The sequence below is a fragment of the Pseudomonas sp. URMO17WK12:I11 genome (assembly GCF_007677725.1).
In the GTDB taxonomy this organism is placed as follows: domain Bacteria; phylum Pseudomonadota; class Gammaproteobacteria; order Pseudomonadales; family Pseudomonadaceae; genus Aquipseudomonas.
In genome coordinates this window covers 12,793-29,717 of record NZ_VEDF01000007.1, presented here as the reverse complement: position 1 = coordinate 29,717, position 16,925 = coordinate 12,793, and the positions used below count along the sequence as shown (strand labels likewise).

Annotated in this window: 8 protein-coding genes; 2 read left to right on the top strand and 6 right to left on the bottom strand. The window is 64.0% G+C overall.

Annotated elements, in window-relative coordinates:
* Window positions 1–44: 44 nt before the first annotated feature.
* Window positions 45–482 (bottom strand): D-aminoacyl-tRNA deacylase, encoded by a 438-nt coding sequence (dtd, locus tag FS665_RS14580; RefSeq protein ID WP_145189626.1) that lies wholly within the window; start codon window positions 480–482, stop codon window positions 45–47.
* Window positions 479–1,450 (bottom strand): prolyl aminopeptidase, encoded by a 972-nt coding sequence (gene pip, locus FS665_RS14575; RefSeq protein ID WP_145189623.1) that lies wholly within the window; start codon window positions 1,448–1,450, stop codon window positions 479–481. The genes dtd and pip overlap by 4 nt, the downstream gene beginning before the upstream one ends.
* A gap of 147 nt (window positions 1,451–1,597) precedes the next feature.
* On the opposite strand from pip, the gene FS665_RS14570 reads away from it, so the two are divergent.
* Entirely contained in the window at window positions 1,598–6,199 is a 4,602-nt protein-coding gene (locus tag FS665_RS14570) for a dermonecrotic toxin domain-containing protein (RefSeq protein ID WP_145189620.1), read from the top strand.
* A gap of 89 nt (window positions 6,200–6,288) precedes the next feature.
* Complete coding sequence (locus FS665_RS14565; protein WP_256675099.1) at window positions 6,289–11,808, top strand: dermonecrotic toxin domain-containing protein; 5,520 nt, start codon at window positions 6,289–6,291, stop codon at window positions 11,806–11,808.
* A gap of 49 nt (window positions 11,809–11,857) precedes the next feature.
* On the opposite strand, the gene hutG is transcribed toward FS665_RS14565, so the two are convergent.
* The 4 genes from hutG to hutH form a co-directional block, all read right to left on the bottom strand.
* Window positions 11,858–12,661 carry an N-formylglutamate deformylase gene (hutG, locus tag FS665_RS14560; protein WP_145189617.1) on the bottom strand — a complete coding sequence of 268 codons (804 nt, stop codon included), beginning with the start codon at window positions 12,659–12,661 and terminating at the stop codon, window positions 11,858–11,860.
* A 10-nt stretch (window positions 12,662–12,671) separates the two neighbouring features.
* Window positions 12,672–13,877 (bottom strand): imidazolonepropionase, encoded by a 1,206-nt coding sequence (hutI, locus tag FS665_RS14555; protein WP_145189614.1) that lies wholly within the window; start codon window positions 13,875–13,877, stop codon window positions 12,672–12,674.
* Window positions 13,874–15,283, bottom strand: a complete 1,410-nt coding sequence (locus tag FS665_RS14550; protein WP_145189611.1) for an amino acid permease — start codon at window positions 15,281–15,283, stop codon at window positions 13,874–13,876. Before FS665_RS14550 ends, hutI begins: the two co-directional genes overlap by 4 nt.
* Before the next feature lie 64 nt (window positions 15,284–15,347).
* Entirely contained in the window at window positions 15,348–16,880 is a 1,533-nt protein-coding gene (hutH, locus tag FS665_RS14545; RefSeq protein WP_145189607.1) for a histidine ammonia-lyase, read from the bottom strand.
* Between the last annotated feature and the right edge of the window lie 45 nt (window positions 16,881–16,925).

The window sequence follows — 16,925 nt, the reverse complement described above, 5'->3', positions numbered from 1 at the left end:
GTACAAAACCCCTTGTTTTCCTACTTACAAGGGGTTTTTCGACCTCATATTTGTAACAAGAATGTCACAGGGCCATCATTGACCAGGTGCACCTGCATGTCCGCGCCGAACTGCCCGCTGGCAACCACCTCATGCTGGCCCTGCGCCTGGGCCAGTAGATAGTCGAACAATTCGGCGCCCAGCGCCGGTGGCGCTGCGCTGGAAAAGCTTGGGCGCATGCCGCTGCGGGTGTCGGCGGCCAGGGTGAACTGCGAGACCAGCAGCAAGCCGCCCGCGACATCCTTGAGCGACAGGTTCATCTTGCCCTGAGCATCGCTGAACACCCGGTAGTTGAGCAGCTTGTGCAGCAATTTGTCGGCGTGCTCGCGGGTGTCCCCAGGCTCGACCGCGACCAGCACCAACAGGCCCTGGTCGATGGCGCCGACGACTTCACCGGCGACTTCCACCCGTGCGCTGCGTACCCGTTGCAGCAAGCCCTTCATGCTTCTTCCAGAGGCAGGTCGAGCAGACGCCGGGCCATTTGGTCGGCAGCGCGGACCAGGGCGTCGGTAATGCCAGGCTCGGAAGCGGCGTGGCCTGCATCACGAATCACCTTCAGTTCGCTGTTGGGCCAGGCCTGATGCAGCTCCCAGGCGTTATCCAGCGGGCAGATGACGTCATAGCGACCGTGCACGATCACCGCCGGCAGGTGGGCGATGCGAGGCATGTCGCGAATCAACTGGTCCGGCTCCAGGAACGCATTGTTCATGAAGTAGTGACACTCGATGCGGGCAATCGACAACGCGCGCTGCGGCTCGGAGAAGCGATCGACCACCAGCGGATTCGGCCGCAGGGTCGCGGTGCGCCCTTCCCAGGTGGACCAGGCCTTGGCCGCGTGCATCTGGGCGATCTGGTCGTTGCCGGTCAGGCGCTTGTGGAACGCCTTGACCAAGTCGTCGCGCTCGTCGGTCGGGATCGGCGCAATGTAGTCCTGCCAGTAGTCGGGGAACATGCGGCTGGCGCCGGCCTGATAGAACCACTCGATTTCCTGCGGGCGGCACAGGAAGATGCCGCGCAAGATCAGGCCGTGGACGCGCTCGGGGTGAGTCTGGGCGTAGGCCAGGGCAAGCGTCGAGCCCCACGAACCACCGAACAGCACCCACTTGTCGATGCCCAGGTGCTGGCGGATGCGCTCGAGGTCTTCGACCAGGTGCCAGGTGGTGTTGTTTTCCAGGCTCGCATGGGGCGTGGAGCGGCCACAGCCGCGCTGGTCGAAGGTGATGATGCGGTACAGATTGGGGTCGAAGTAGCAGCGGCTCTGGGCATCGCAGCCCGCCCCCGGTCCGCCGTGGATGAATACCACAGGCAACCCTTCTGGCGAGCCGCTTTCGTCGACATACAGCACATGCGGCGCTTCCACGGCCAGATCGTGCCGGGCGTAGGGTTTGATCTGCGGGTAGAGGGTCTGCATCGCGCACTCCGTGTGAGGTTGGGTCGGCCGTGGGCCATCATAAACCTGAATTGCGCTTTGAGCATGCGTCTGCGCAAGATCATCTTATGTGCAGCCGGTGCAGGCAGCTCAATAGCATCGGGCAATCCCCTGCCAAGAGATTGCCCGATGTTCGATCATGCCAAACCTGTAGCCCGCGACATTGATCCCCGCCAACGCCTGGTCAGCAGCAAAGTCCCCGACTGGCTGACTACCCTTGAACCTGAACATCGGCAACTGATGCGCCAGTTGAGCGATCAGCGCGACCGGCAACTGGAAGCTGCTTGCCTGGCCAACCCCGACGTGGCCAAGGCCTTGATGAGCACGTATGCCGAACACCTGCACGCCGAGGCCGCGCTCAAGGCGCTGCTGGCCGGCGTTCCCGCGCTGGAGCCTTACGCCACGGGCTTGCTGACGGCGGCCTTGGAGCAACGCTTCGAGCTGAAGCTTGATGTGTCGAACACTTACTTGATGAACCTGAGCCGTGCCGCCTCGTTGAAAACCGCACTGGGCAGCCCGGGCGACGATCCCTTCGCCACTTCGGCCCGCGCCTTGCAGCTGGCGACCCAGTCCTTGCTGCACAGCGCCCTGCAGAACTTCGAGGCCTCCGAAGCCCAGCCGGACGGCTTGAAAGCCGGCGACCAGGCCTCGTGCCTGCTCGACAGCAACGATGTCAGCCTGTTATCCACAGCCATGCCGCTGGCCATTGCCGCCGAAGAATTCGCCGCCCTGGCACGCGAGCTGGATCTCGGCGGCAAGTACCAGCTCATGCTCGATGCCCTCGACCCACCGGCCGGGCACGTCGATGCCGAGGCTGTGCGCGAGGTGTTCAGCGCAGCCGAACGTTCGGCGTTCAAACTGCAGGTGCACCTCGCCCTGCTGCGCGGCAAGATCGACCCGCTGATCCACGACAGTTTGCTCCGGCTCGGCGGCGACGAGCCGGTCAAGCTCAACGGGCGCTCGCTGTTGTGCGGTGCCATCGAGCTGATGCATACCACTCTCACCGGCGCCATGACCATCGGCATCGATGCGCGCATCCCCAGTGGTGGCGGGCGCTTCCCGCCTGGGCCGACCTACCCCTATGACGGCTGGGTGGTGCTGTACTTGCCTGGCATGCCTGAGCCTCTGACGCAGCATGGTTCCAGGGACGAAGCTGAGGCTTTCCTGACCCGGCAGCTGCCAGCGCTCAAGCAGCCCGGCGCCCCTGGACTGCTGCCCGACCGCGACCGAAGCACTTTTCTGGGAAAGCTCGCCGATACGCTCGAACCCTATACCTGGGACGAAACGGGTCAATTCAAAGTGCGCAGGCCCGACGTCAATGCCCGAGTACGGCTGCACGTGCACCCCTTCACCAAGCCGATAATGGAAGAACGCACCACCCAGCGGCAAAAGCGCTTGCGCGATGATGGGCTGTTTCATGCTGTGCCCACCGCTGCCCAGGATCAGCAGACCGCGCAAAGGCACCTGGCCTACTTCGAGGCCATCGCGCTCAACGTGCTTAACTTCGCCGGGATGTTCCTGCCACCGTTGGGCGCCGTAATGCTCGGTGTCACTGCCGTGCAGTTGGCCAACGAAGCGTTCGAGGGCATCGACAGCTGGCTGGACGGCGATCACCAGCAGGCCCTGACTTACCTGATGGACGTGATCGACAACCTCGCCCTGATGGCGGCTCTGGCAGGCGCTGGCCAGGGCGGCGAACGGCCGGTGGTCGAACACATCCCGGTAGAAACCCCGTCATTCATCGAGGAGCTCAAGCCCGTTGAATCGCCTGATGGCGAGCAGCGGCTGTGGCAGCCCGACCTCGCGCCCTTCGCCCATGACCACGTGCTCCCTGCAGGCCTGGCGCCGGATGCATCAGGCCTGATCCATCATGCCGGCAAGACCTGGCTGCCCGTGGAAAACCGAGTCTATGCAATCAACAAGAGCGCCGCCGGCTATCGGCTGGAGCACCCCACTCGGACCAACGCCTATCAGCCCGAGGCCTTGCACAACGGTGCCGGCAGCTGGGTCCTGGAGAGCGAACAGCCGCGCACCTGGGACGGCCCGAGGCTGATGCGGCGTATGGGCCATCTCAGCGCGCAGTTCGACTCGCAGACGCTGCAACAGATCCTGGACGTATGCGACATCCACGAAGACGTACTGCGCCGCGCGCTGGCAGATAACCTGCGCCTGCCAGCCTTGCTCGAAGACACCTTGCAGCGCTTCGGGCTCCACAGCGCCATCGAGGCGGCGAATCCGCACGGCTCGACCGCTCAGCTCAATGCCGAATTCTTGCGCCAGTATCGTTCGCTGCCCGCTAGCCAGTCCCCTCACGCCGACTTGATCACGCGAATCTACCCAAACCTTCCCACCCCAATCATCGACGAACTGCTGCGCCAGGCCTCGGCGAGCGAGGTGCAGGCCCTCGCCCAGGGCAAGGTGCCCAAGCGCCTGGGCGAAGAGGTACGCCTTTACCAACAGCAGATTCGCCTGGCGCGCGCTTATGAAGGCTTGTATCTGCAGGCAGTGCACAGCGAAGACACGGACCTGCTGATGCTGTACAGCGTTGCCCAATTGCCGAGCATGCCCCAGGGCCTGAAGATCGAGCTGCACGAAGGCAGGTTCCAGCCGCGCCTTATCGCCAGTATCGGCGATGACCAGGCAGCGACCGTACGCCTGGTGACGCGCTACGGATCGGCCTACACCAGCACTGCCCCCTTCCCCGCCGAGCCAGTGGCCAAGCAGCACGCCACGCTGGCCCACGCGCTGTGCGACGCATTGAACGACCCTGAACTGGCCACTGCTCCTGCGTTGCTCGAACGTTTACGTCAGGGGCCGCATCTGTCGCGCTGGATGTTGCGCAAGCAGCTGGGCATGCAGCGGGCCAGCTTCAGATCGCCCATGCGCTTGGCCGATGGCCGGATCGGCTATCGGTTGAGCCCCACCCCCTGGGTCGATGACCTGTCGCTGCTCGACCGATTCACTCGCCTGTATGTCCGGCTTACCCAGATAGGCGTCGCGCCCGCCACCGCCAACCAGTTGCTCAGCGCCTTGCAGGAACTGCCGTTGAGCGACGAGCAAGCCGATGCAAGGCTCGCACAGCTGGCCGACAGTGCCGTCACCTTGCAGGCCAGTCTGGATCAATGGCGCGCCAGCCCACCCGCGATTGCCGATGCCAACTTCAGCAGCTACAGCCGCGACACCCTGGAAAATGCCTTGTGGACTCACTGGATGCACGCCGCCGTTCCGGAATTCGATGCAGGACACGGCACCCTGTACCTGAACCAGACGTTCCTGTCCGAGTTCCCGACCGACTTCCCGCCTGGCTATGGCGAAGGGGTTCGGCATCTGCACCTGGACGACATCGCCATCGACCATGCGCCGGCAGGCAATCTTCCCAATGCTCGCGTCAGAGCAGTGCTGGAAAACCTGTTCCGGCATTTTCCAAATGTGCAGATGCTGGAAATCGATCGTCCCTTCGCCGCTGAAGCACCGCCGTTCGAGCTACAGGCCAACCTGGATCTGCTCGTCACGTACTTTACGCAGCTCAGAGAATTGCGCCTGATCAACCAGAATCTCTTACTGACGCCAGAGGCAATCGATCGACTGGCCCGCATGCCCCGCCTCGATCTGCTGGACCTGGGCGGCAATCTGCTGGCCCAGGGAGGGGAATTCGTGCCCAGTGCATGGCGCTTGCAGTATCTGGGCATGGAACGCATGTCGCTCATGCAGTGGCCGCAATGGCTGAACGCCGACCTCATGGCCCAGGTGGCGTACCTGTCCCTACGCGAGAATGCGCTTGTCACCGTGCCGGGCTACCTCAGACTCAACCCGCCGAGCGCAGGGCCTGGCACCGTGATCACCCTTGAAGCCAACCCGTTGCCCGAGGCGCTGGTACAGCACCTGGCCTTCAGCCAGGACGGCCTGCCGCGGGCATTCGTGTTCAACCTGGATCTGTCGGCGCCCATTCAAGCCAACCTGGCGACTCTTCAGGCGCAGCGCATCGAGCTGCGAGCATCGCTGCACCAGTGGGCGCTGCAGGGACCCGCCAGCAGAGTGCAAACCGCGACCGATCTCAGCGATTTCTGGGAAGCGCGGGTTCGCCAGTTAGGCCGTGCACCGCTGCATTTGCTGGATGTGCGGCTTGAAGACTTCCCGCCTCAGTTGCCTGCCTTCTATACCGAGCATGTCGATCATCTGATCCTGGAAGGACTGGATGCGAGCCGGCAGCAGCTCGACAGTTGCCTGCGGCAGTTTCCGCGCTTGGTCACCCTAGCGCTGTACGACAATGTCCAGGCCTTGCACAGCGTCCCGCAAGCCTTGGTTCATCTGCCATCCTTGACGGAACTGGAGCTGGTTGGCCAAGGCCTGGTCATCGATAACGCCACGCTGGAACTGCTGCTGCGCCTGCCAGCGCTGGAATTGCTGGACCTGACCGGCAACCGCCTGAGCGCTGACCTGGTTGCGCCAGTGCAGGTGCAGCGCCGGCTGAACCAGCTGACCTTGGCCGACACCGGACTAGAGGCGTGGCCTGCTTGGTTATACGACGTGATGCCTACGCAATTGCTCGACCTCGGCGACAATCTGCTGACCCACGTGCCTGCCGAAGTTCTGGCGGCCAACACCCTGGAGGGTGAACGCACGATTGTCGCGCTCGCTGGAAACCCGCTGGATGACCATGCACGGCAGTTGCTTGGCCAGGCAGAGGGCGCGCCAAGGCTGTATCTGCCGCACGGTTTCAGGCCAGGGTAGAGCGACGCCCACCGCCAAGATGATCTTATATACAGCCCGCCAGGACGGCTAAATAGCATGGGGCAACTCACATGACACGAGATTGCCCCATGATCGATCCGGCCCACCCTGAAGTCAGCGCCATCAGTCCTTTCCAGCAACTGGTCAGCAGCAAAGTCCCCGATTGGCTGATTACCCTTGAACCTGAACATCGGCAACTGATGCGCCAGTCGAGCGATCAGCGCGACCGGCAACTGGAAGCTGCTTGCCTGGCCAATCCCGACGTGGCCAAGGCCTTGATGAGCACATATGCCGAACACCTGCACGCCGAGGCCGCGCTCAAGGCGCTGCTGGCCAGCGTACCCGCCCTGGAGCCTTACGCCACGGGCGTGCTGACGGCGGCCTTGGAGAAACGCTTCGAGCTGAAGCTTGATGTGTCGAACACTTACTTGATGAACCTGAGCCGTGCCGCCTCGTTGAAAACCGCACTGGGCAGCCCGGGCGACGATCCCTTCGCCACTTCGGCCCGCGCCTTGCAGCTGGCGACGCAGTCCTTGCTGCACAGCGCCCTGCAGAACTTCGAGGCCTCCGAAGCCCAGCCGGACGGCTTGAAAGCCGGCGATCAGGCCTCGCGCTTGCTCGACAGCAACGATGTCAGCCTGTTATCCACAGCCACGCCGCTGGCCATTGCCGCCGAAGAATTCGCCGCCCTGGCACGCGAGCTGGATCTCGGCGGCAAGTACCAGCTCATGCTCGATGCCCTCGACCCACCGGCCGGGCACGTCGATGCCGAGGCTGTGCGCGAGGTGTTCAGCGCAGCCGAACGTTCGGCGTTCAAACTGCAGGTGCACCTCGCCCTGCTGCGCGGCAAGATCGACCGGTTCATCCACGACACCCTGCTCAAGCTCGGCAGCGACGAGCCGGTCAAGCTCGACGGGCGTACATTGCTGTGCGGCACCATCGAGGTGCTGCAGACGCCCCTTACCGGCGCCATGACCATCGGCATCGATGCGCGCATCCCCAGTGGTGGCGGGCGCTTCCCGCCTGGGCCGACCTACCCCTACGACGGCTGGGTGGTACTGTATCTCCCCGGTCTGCCTGAGCCTTTGACACAACACGCCTCCAGGCTCGATGCCGAGGCCTTCCTGGCCAGGCACCTGTCGGCATTGCGCCAGCCAGCGGGCCTGCTGCTGGTGTCCGACCGGCACAAGCATGCATTTCTGGAAAAACTTGCCGACACCCTCGAGCCCTTCACCTGGAACGCCAGCGGGCAGTTGAAGGAGCGTGTACCCGACCCAAACGCGCAGGTACGCCTGCATGTGCATCCATTCACCGCGTCGATGCTGGAAGAACGCACCACCCAGCGGCAACGACGCTTGCGCGACGATGGGCTGTTTCATGCTGTGCCTACAGCGATCCAGGATCAGCAGACCGCGCAAAGGCACCTGGCCTACTTCGAGGCCATCGCGCTCAACGTGCTTAACTTCGCCGGGATGTTCCTGCCACCGTTGGGCGCCGTAATGCTCGGTGTCACTGCCGTGCAGTTGGCCAACGAAGCGTTCGAGGGCATCGACAGCTGGCTGGACGGCGATCGCCAGCAGGCCCTGGCTTACCTGATGGATGTGATCGACAACCTCGCCCTGATGGCGGCTCTGGCTGGCGCTGGCCAGGGCGGCGAACGGCCGGTGGTCGAACACATCCCGGTAGAAACCCCGTCATTCATCGAGGAACTCAAGCCCGTTGAATCGCCTGATGGCGAGCAGCGCCTATGGCTGCCCGACCTCGCGCCCTTTGCCCACGACCAGGTGCTTCCTGCTGGTCTGGCGCCGGATGCATCAGGCCTGATCCATCATGCCGGCAAGACCTGGCTGCCCGTGGAAAACCGGGTCTATGCAATCAACAAGAGCGCCGCCGGCTATCGGCTGGAGCACCCCACTCGGACCAACGCCTATCAGCCCGAGGCCTTGCACAACGGTGCCGGCAGCTGGGTCCTGGAGAGCGAACAGCCGCGCACCTGGGACGGCCCGAGGCTGATGCGGCGCATGGGCCATCTCAGCGCGCAGTTCGACTCGCAGACGCTGCAACGGATCCTGGACGTATGCGACATCCACGAAGACGTACTGCGCCGCGCGCTGGCAGATAACCTGCGCCTGCCAGCCTTGCTCGAAGACACCTTGCAGCGCTTCGCCATCGACCAGACCCTGCGCCAGCTGCCGGACAGCAGCACCTGGCACAGTGAATTCGCCAAGGCGTACGATCGGTTGCCGAGCCCCGAACACCCCTCCAGCCCCTTGGTGCAGCGCGTTTATCCCCACCTGCCAAGCCCTGTCATCGATGAGCTGCTGAGCGGTGTGAGCGCCGCTGAACGACAAGACCTGGACGGTGGAAAAATTCCACTGCGCCTAGGTGAGGAGATCCGCGCGTACCAGCAACAGATCCGCCTGGCCCGCGCCTATGAAGGTATTCATCTGGTCGGCGTACAGGGCTGGGACAGTGATCGCCTCGTCATGCAGACACTGCAAACCCTGCCGGGGTGGCCTGCCGAGACCAAGGTGCAATTGCTGCAACGCAGCCACTGGCCTGATCAGCAACATACTCTCGGGCCGCTCGACGAGCGTCCCTACGTCACGCTGAGCCATGCGCAAGCCGGCTACATCGTGCACGATGCCAATCAGCCCAGGGCTTCGGTGGCACCTTACGCCGATCTTCCGGCAGCGTTGCATGCGGCGCTGCCCGAGGCCATGGCGCAGCTGGGCTGCGACGATGCTGCAGCCCTACGGCATCTGCTTCGAACACAGCCCATGCTTGCCCGCGCCGAGTTGCGCCAAGTACTGGGCATGCAACCGATCCGGCCTGGCTACCGGCCTGCAATGCGCCTCGCCGACGGCCGTGTGGGCTACCCGCTGAGCAGCGGTGAAGATGCCGCTGAAGGCAGTACCCGCCAGCACCTGCTGGCAACCGCCCGCGCCACGGGTATTCCTGAGCGTACCGGCAGATCGCCCGAGCACGTGCTGATGGCGATTGCCGGTCAAGGGCGCAACCGATTGCAAATCATCGAGCACCTGACCACGCTGCTGGGCGAGCGCGACCTGCTGGAGCGCCAGCTGGAAGACTGGAGCGAAGCGATTTCGCCTGCCTCGGATCAGGCCGCGCGCGCCTATGACAGCCTTCGGGAGTCGATCATGCAGCACTGGTACGACACCGCTCTTGAGGACGAGCATGCGCTCAATGCCGAGCTGAGCGTAGAGGGCGTGCCGCTGACGGATATCCCAATGACCTTGCCGGACTTCTTCTACCGGCGCATTCGCAGTCTGCGCCTGATCGACCTGCCCAGCGGCACCCTGGCCGGCTGGGGCCAAACCGAGCGCCTGATGCAACGCCTGCTTGGCCTGGTTCCGCAGCTGCAGTCCCTCGAAATCAGCCGGCCCTACAACCCTCGAGCGACGCCTTCACTGCTGCTCTCGAGCTTACCGACGATTCCCACGGCGCTGCCCAACCTACAGCGACTGGCACTGACCAACCAGAACCTGCTGTTGTCTGGCAGCCACCTCAACGAGCTGGCTAGGCTTGAGCATCTTGGCTATCTGGACCTGAGCGGCAACCGCTTGCAGCAAAGCGGCGATCGACCCAGCTTCCATCTGTTCAGCCTCGAGCACCTGGGGCTCGAGCGCATGCAGCTGAGCCAGTGGCCGATCGGAATCGGCAGCGATGCCCTGGGGCGCATCGGTCACCTGGCCCTCCAGGACAATAACCTGAGTTCGCTGCCCGCCTTCCTGCTCAACGAGGCCGACACCCTTACCCGTGCCCCGGCGATTTCCCTGCAGGGCAATCCCATCAATGAAACCCACCTGCAGCGCTTGCTGCTCAACGAACGCCCGGAAACCTCGCAGGTAGCGGTCGACCAACCGGCCACCTTGCAAGAACGTCTGGAACGCGTGCGCAGCGAACGCCGGCAAATGCGCGATGCCATCGATGGCTGGTCCCAGGCGTCGAGTTCGAGCAATCCATTGACTCAGTCGGCCTTGGCAGACCGCCAGCGCATCGCCACGGCGATCAACCAATTCTGGGAGCGTCAGGAGCAGGGCCAGCGCTATCTGCGTCTGCACCTGGAAGACGTAGCGATCGAGCATTTCCCGCGCCGGCTACCAGCGTTCTTCGGCGAGCGGGTAACCGCGATGACACTGACTCGCCTGAGCGGCACGGCGTCTCAGCTCAGCGACCTGCTCGAGCGGTTCCCCTCTATCACCCGCCTGACCATCGATGCCCACCAAGCGCCCACCCCGGCGTTGGTCTCGGCGCTGCCACGCCTGCGGCAGTTGACCTATCTTGAGTTTCGCAACATGGACCTCGAGATCGATCAGGCCATGCTCGATACCTTCGCCAGGCTTGAGCAACTCAACTCGCTGGACCTGTCGGGCAATCGGCTGGGCAGCATCACCCAGGTCCCGGCAGGCCTGGCCGCCAACCTGACCTCCCTGGGCCTTACCCACATGAACCTGCAGAACTGGCCACAGTGGTGCAACGACCTGCTACCCCTGGAGCTGCTGGACCTGAGTTCGAACCAGATCACCGACCTGCCTGAACACATCCTGTCGAACCTCAACAACGCCATGCCGATCTCGTCGATCTCGCTGTTCGACAATCCGTTGCCCATGGAAACGATCCTGCGCGTGCGGGCGTTTTCCGACAGCCAGCGCAGCCTGTCCTTCGCGCTGGACATCCCTGACAACCTGATGCTGGTCAACACCTCCAGTGAAGAATCACTGAACCATCCGCATTTTCCGCTGCTCGGTGACGACACCCCCAGACTCAACGATTGGATGTTGGGCAATGCCGTGCAAAACGAGGCATTGCAGAGCTGTTGGGAGCAACTCGAAGGCAGCGCCCTGCTGCGCCTGGTCGGTCGACTGCACAATGCCGCACCGTTCGTCGATCCCACCACGCAAACCAGCTTCTGCGAACGGGTTCGCCTGATGCTGGTAGCGGCGGCAGCCAACGCCGAAGAACGGCCGGTGCTGGAGAGCATCGCCACAGCCGCCTTGCCAGACCCTGTAACCGGCTCGCAAACCTGCCACGACGGAGCCTTGCAGGAGTTCAACAATATCGAGCTGTACCTGATGGCCAAGCGCTTGGTGATCGATGCCGGTGACACCCTGGCCCAACTGCACCAGCGCCTGCTGCAACTGTTCCGTATCGAGCAACTGGAAAAACTCGCGAGCAACCGCTCAGGCTCCGGCGACCTGGTTTCCGTGCGCCTGGCCTACCGGCGTGAGCTGGCCAAGGAACTGGACTTGCCCATTGCCGACCGCATGCGCTTTCGCGGCGCCGCGAACCTGGCACGCGGGGAGATAACGCGGGTGCTGGAAAGCGTACGGCAGAGCGAGCGTGGCGAGCCCTTCATCGAATACCTGTTGGCCAACCCCGACTGGACCCTGCGCCTGCGCGCAGAACACGCGCCGCGCTTTGCGCAGATACAGGCGCGCTTCGGTCAGCGGGTGCTGGAGCTCGCCAACGCTGACCATGCTTTGGCAGAAGAACTGGTCCTGCAACAGGCGCTGCAGGACGACAGGGATCAGGAGGAACTGGAGCTGCTACGCGAATTGACCATCGCCTTCGTGCACGGCGACTGATCTTCGCCCATGGCGTTGACGCGCGGGTTCGCTCGCGCGCCGACGCCGCTCAGCGTCCGTAACGCGCCTGCCCCCAGGCCAGCATTGCCTGCAACAACGCCTTGAGCACCTCGCGGGTAGGCCGGGCAAGGTCATCACGATAAGCGAAGGGCTCACGTTCATTCATGTAGGTGCTTTGCGCCAGCTCCAATTGCACCGCATGGATGTGCTTGTCAGGGTCGCCGTAATGGCGGGTGATGTGACCGCCCTTGAAGCGGCCATTGAGGACATGGCTGTAACCCGGCGCCTCGCCGCACACCCGTTGCAAACGCGCGGCCAGTGCCGGATCGCAACTGGCGCCGTTGAAGGTGCCGAAGTTGAAGTCTGGCAACTTGCCGTCGAACAGGTGCGGGATGTGCGAGCGGATCGAATGGGCATCCCAGAGCAAGGCGTAGCCATGGGCCTCTCGCAGGCGCGCCAGCTCCTGTTCCAGCAGGCGATGATAAGGGCGCCAGATGCTTTCCAGGTAGCTGCTGCGCTGCTCCGCGCTCGGCTCAAGCCCTGGCTTGAACAACGCCTGGCCATCGAACAGGGTTGCGGGAAACAAGCCGGTGGTGGCGCCGGCATACAGCGGCGTATCGTCCTCGGGCCGGTTGATATCGATGACGAACCGCGAATACTGCGCGGCCACCACGCTCGCACCCATTTCACCGACGAAATCGTACAGCTCGGGGATATGCCAATCGGTGTCCGGCAGGCTACCCGCCGTCTCCACCAGCCCATGCTCGACGCTTGGCGTGAGCTTCACGCCGGCATGGGGCATGCTGATCAAAAGCGGCACACGGCCTTGCTGGAATGTCAGTACCTTGTCCATCGTGTCTCGCTCACAGATTCAGTTCATGGCCCATGCGCACCACGCGCTTGGGCAGCTCGCCGCCAAGCCAGTAGGCCAACTCGGCCGGACGTTCGATTTGCCAGGCGACGAAGTCCGCGACCTTGCCGACCTCGAGCGACCCGTGACTATCGCCCAGGCCCAGCGCCGTGGCGGCGTGCACGGTGACGCCGGCCAAGGCTTCTTCAGGGGTCATGCGAAACAACGTGCACCCCATGTTCAACATCAGGCGCAGCGACAACCCAGGCGAAGTGCCGGGGTTGAGGTCGCTTGCCAGGGCCATCTTCACGCCGTGACGGCGCAGTGCATCGATCGGCGGCAACTGGGTCTCGCGCAGGCAATAGAACGCACCGGGCAGCAACACCGCGACCGTGCCCGCCTGGGCCATGGCAACGGCGTCCTGCTCGGTCATGAATTCCAGGTGATCGGCCGACAGTGCCTGGTAGCGCGCAGCCAGGCTCGACCCATGCAGGGATGACAGCTGCTCGGCATGCAGCTTCACCGGCAGCCCCAGCTCGTGCGCCTTGATGAACACCTTCTCCACCTGCGCCGGCGAGAACGCCAGGTGTTCACAGAATGCGTCCACTGCATCGACCAAGCCTTCGTCGGCGAGCGCCGGCAACAGCTGCTGGCAGATGTGCTCGATGAACGCATCGGCGCGCCCTGCGTACTCCGGTGGCAAGGCATGGGCAGCCAGGCAGGTGGCGCGCACGGTCAGCGCCAGCTCATCGCCCAGGCGCCGGGCGACCCGCAGTATCTTGCGCTCGTTGGCCAGGTCCAAGCCGTAGCCGGACTTGATCTCGACGGTTGTCACGCCATCGCGCATCAGCGCTTCGAGCCGCTGGCGGGCGCTGCTGAACAGCTGGTCTTCGCTGGCAGCACGGGTGGCCCGCACGGTGCTGGCGATGCCGCCCCCCTGGGCAGCGATCTGCGCATAGCTGACCCCTTGCAGACGCTGCTCGAATTCGCCGCTACGGTTGCCGCCGAACACGGCATGGGTGTGGCAGTCGATCAGTCCAGGGGTCACCCAGGCGCCAGCCAGATCGACACTGTGCGCGACTGCCGATGACGGCAGCTCGGCGCGTGGGCCGAGCCACTCGATGCGCCCGGCAGCGGTGATGATCGCCGCATCCTCGATAATGGCGTAACGCCCCCCAGCCATGGTGGCCGCGTGACAGTGCTGCCAGAGGGTTCTCATGTGCAATCTCCTTGACCTGCGGTGCAGTCCAATGGGGCGTGCTTGCCTGGGCGTGGCTTGCACCACAGCAGATACGAAACCACCAGGAAGACGACCCAGATCACGCCGACCAGCAAGGCCGCCTGGGTGTCGGGGAAGTAGCCAAGCACGGCGAAAATGAACAGCATGAAGACGATCGCCAGGGCCGGCCCGTACGGCCAGAAGGGCACGGGAAAGCGCAACTGGGCGGCGTCACTACGGCTCATGCTGCGGCGCATGGCCACTTGCGTGAGCAGAATCATCAACCATACCCACACGGTGGCGAAGGTGGCGATCGAGGCAATCAGCAGGAAGACGTTTTCCGGGATCAGGTAGTTGAGCAGCACCCCGAGCAGCAATGCCGCGCCCATCACCACCACGGTCATCCACGGCACGCCGTGCCTGGACAACTGCCCGAAACTGCGCGGCGCATGGCCTTGCTGGGCCAGACCATACATCATGCGACCGGCGCCGAAGATATCGCTGTTGATGGCCGACACCGCAGCGGAAATCACCACGATATTGAGCACGGCAGCGGCCGAGCCGATACCCAGGTGGCTGAAAATCTGCACGAACGGGCTGCCTTCGCTGCCGATCTGTGGCCACGGGTACAGGCACATCAGCACCAACAGGGTCAGCACGTAGAACAGCAGGATGCGCAGCGGCACGGCATTGATCGCCTTGGGAATCACGCGCTGCGGATCCTTCGCCTCGCCGGCGGTCACGCCGATGATCTCGATGCCGCCGAAGGCGAACATCACCACGGCAAAAGACGCGATCAGGCCGCTGGTGCCATTGGGCATGAAGCCACCATGCTCGACCAGGTTGGCCAAGCCCACGACGTGGCCATCACTGACCTGGCTGAAGCCGAAGACCATGATCCCCAGGCCGGCGAGGATCATCGCGACAATGGCGCCGACCTTGAGCAGCGACAACCAGAACTCCATCTCGCCAAAAACCCTGACGTTGCACAGGTTCAGCCCGCCAATGACGAAGACGATGCCCAGCACCCAGATCCAGCGGGCCACTTCCGGAAACCAGAAGCCCATGTAGATCCCGAAGGCCGTGACATCGGCAATCGCGACGATGACCATTTCGAAGGCGTAGGTCCAACCCAGGATGAACCCGGCCATGGGCCCGAGGTAGGTGCTGGCATAGTGGCCGAAAGAGCCTGCTACCGGGTTGTGCACGGCCATTTCACCGAGCGCGCGCATGACCATGAACACGGCGGCGCCGCCAACCAGGTAGGCCAGCAATACAGCCGGGCCGGCCATCTGGATCGCCGAGGCTGAGCCGTAGAACAAGCCGGTGCCGATGGCAGAGCCAAGGGCCATGAAACGGATGTGGCGGGCCGTCAGGCCACGCTTCAAAGCTTGAGCTTGCTGCATATCACGTCCTTGAATTGTTCTTGTGGTCGTGAGATCGAGGGGGCCGCGAACCGGCCCCGAAACGTTACAGGCTAGGCAGAACCCCAGCCGGCAGCAGCCCGGTGAGGCTACCCTTGGCCAAGAGGGCGACAGCGGCCTCGATGTCGGGGGCGAAGAAGCGGTCGCGGTCGTAATGCGGCACTTCGCGGCGCAGGGCTTGACGCGCCTGTTCCAGCTTCGCCGAAGTCTTCAGACCTTTACGCAGGTCCAGCCCCTGACACGCGCCCAACCATTCGATGGCCAGCACGCCTCGGGTGTTCTCGGCCATTTCCCACAGGCGCTTGCCCGCAGCAGGGGCCATCGACACGTGGTCTTCCTGGTTGGCTGAGGTCGGCAGGCTGTCGACGCTGTGCGGATGCGACAGGGCCTTGTTCTCGCTGGCCAGGGCCGCTGCAGTGACCTGGGCGATCATGAAGCCGGAGTTGACCCCTCCGTTTTCCACCAGAAACGGCGGCAGCTGTGACATGTGCTTGTCCATCATCAGCGAAATGCGGCGCTCGCTGAGCGCGCCGATTTCGGCAAGCGCCAGGGCCAGGTTATCAGCGGCCATGGCCACAGGCTCGGCGTGGAAGTTGCCCCCGGAAATCACATCGCCTTCGGCGGCGAACACCAGGGGGTTGTCGGACACCGCGTTGGCTTCGATGCCCAGCACTTCGGCGGCCTGGCGGATCTGCGTCAGGCAGGCGCCCATCACCTGGGGCTGGCAGCGCAGCGAGTACGGGTCCTGGACCTTGTCGCAGTTCTTGTGCGACAGCGACACCTCACTGGCCTCGCCCAACAGGTCACGGAAACACGCCGCGGTGTCGATCTGCCCGCGCTGACCGCGCACCGCATGGATGCGCGCATCGAACGGCGCCCGCGAGCCCAGCGCGGCTTCGACACTCAGGCCGCCGCACGCGATGGCAGCGGCGAACAGGTCTTCAGCCTGGAACAGACCACGCAACGCGTAAGCGCTGGACGCCTGGGTGCCATTGAGCAGCGCCAGGCCTTCCTTGGCCGCCAGGGTCAGCGGCTCGAGGCCCGCCAGCGCCAGCGCTTCGCCGGCCGACAGCCACTGCCCGCGATGACGCGCCTTGCCCTCGCCGAGCAACACCAGCGACATGTGCGCCAACGGCGCAAGGTCACCGGACGCGCCCACCGAGCCCTTGAGCGGGATGTGCGGATAGACCTCGGCGTTGACCAGGGCGATCAGCGCGTCGATGACCTTGCGCCGGATACCGGAGAAACCCCGGCTGAGGCTGTTGATCTTCAGCACCATGATCAGCCGCACCAGGTCGTCGTCCAGCGGCGCGCCGATGCCCGCGGCATGCGACAGCACCAGCGAGCGCTGCAGGTTTTCCAGGTCATGGCTGGCGATGCGGGTCGACGCCAGCAGCCCGAAGCCGGTGTTGATACCGTAGGCGGTACGGTCCTGGGCAATGATTTGCTCGACGCAGGCGACACTGGCATCGATCGCCGCTGCGGCGCTGGCGTCGAGCTGCAAACGTACCGGGGCAGCATGGATGGCGCGTAGCTGAGCCAGGGTCAAGGTGCCTGGCTTGAGGGTCAATTCGGTCACTTCGCTACTCCAATGGCAGGGGCCCGCAGGCCCTCTTGTTATTCA

What these genes read in the sequence shown, in the direction of transcription:
- dtd (WP_145189626.1), bottom strand. Translation starts at nt 482, where the DNA reads ATGAAGGGCTTGCTGCAACGGGTACGCAGCGCACGGGTGGAAGTCGCC.
- pip (WP_145189623.1), bottom strand. Translation starts at nt 1,450, where the DNA reads ATGCAGACCCTCTACCCGCAGATCAAACCCTACGCCCGGCACGATCTG.
- FS665_RS14570 (WP_145189620.1), top strand. Translation starts at nt 1,598, where the DNA reads ATGTTCGATCATGCCAAACCTGTAGCCCGCGACATTGATCCCCGCCAA.
- FS665_RS14565 (WP_256675099.1), top strand. Translation starts at nt 6,289, where the DNA reads ATGATCGATCCGGCCCACCCTGAAGTCAGCGCCATCAGTCCTTTCCAG.
- hutG (WP_145189617.1), bottom strand. Translation starts at nt 12,661, where the DNA reads ATGGACAAGGTACTGACATTCCAGCAAGGCCGTGTGCCGCTTTTGATC.
- hutI (WP_145189614.1), bottom strand. Translation starts at nt 13,877, where the DNA reads ATGAGAACCCTCTGGCAGCACTGTCACGCGGCCACCATGGCTGGGGGG.
- FS665_RS14550 (WP_145189611.1), bottom strand. Translation starts at nt 15,283, where the DNA reads ATGCAGCAAGCTCAAGCTTTGAAGCGTGGCCTGACGGCCCGCCACATC.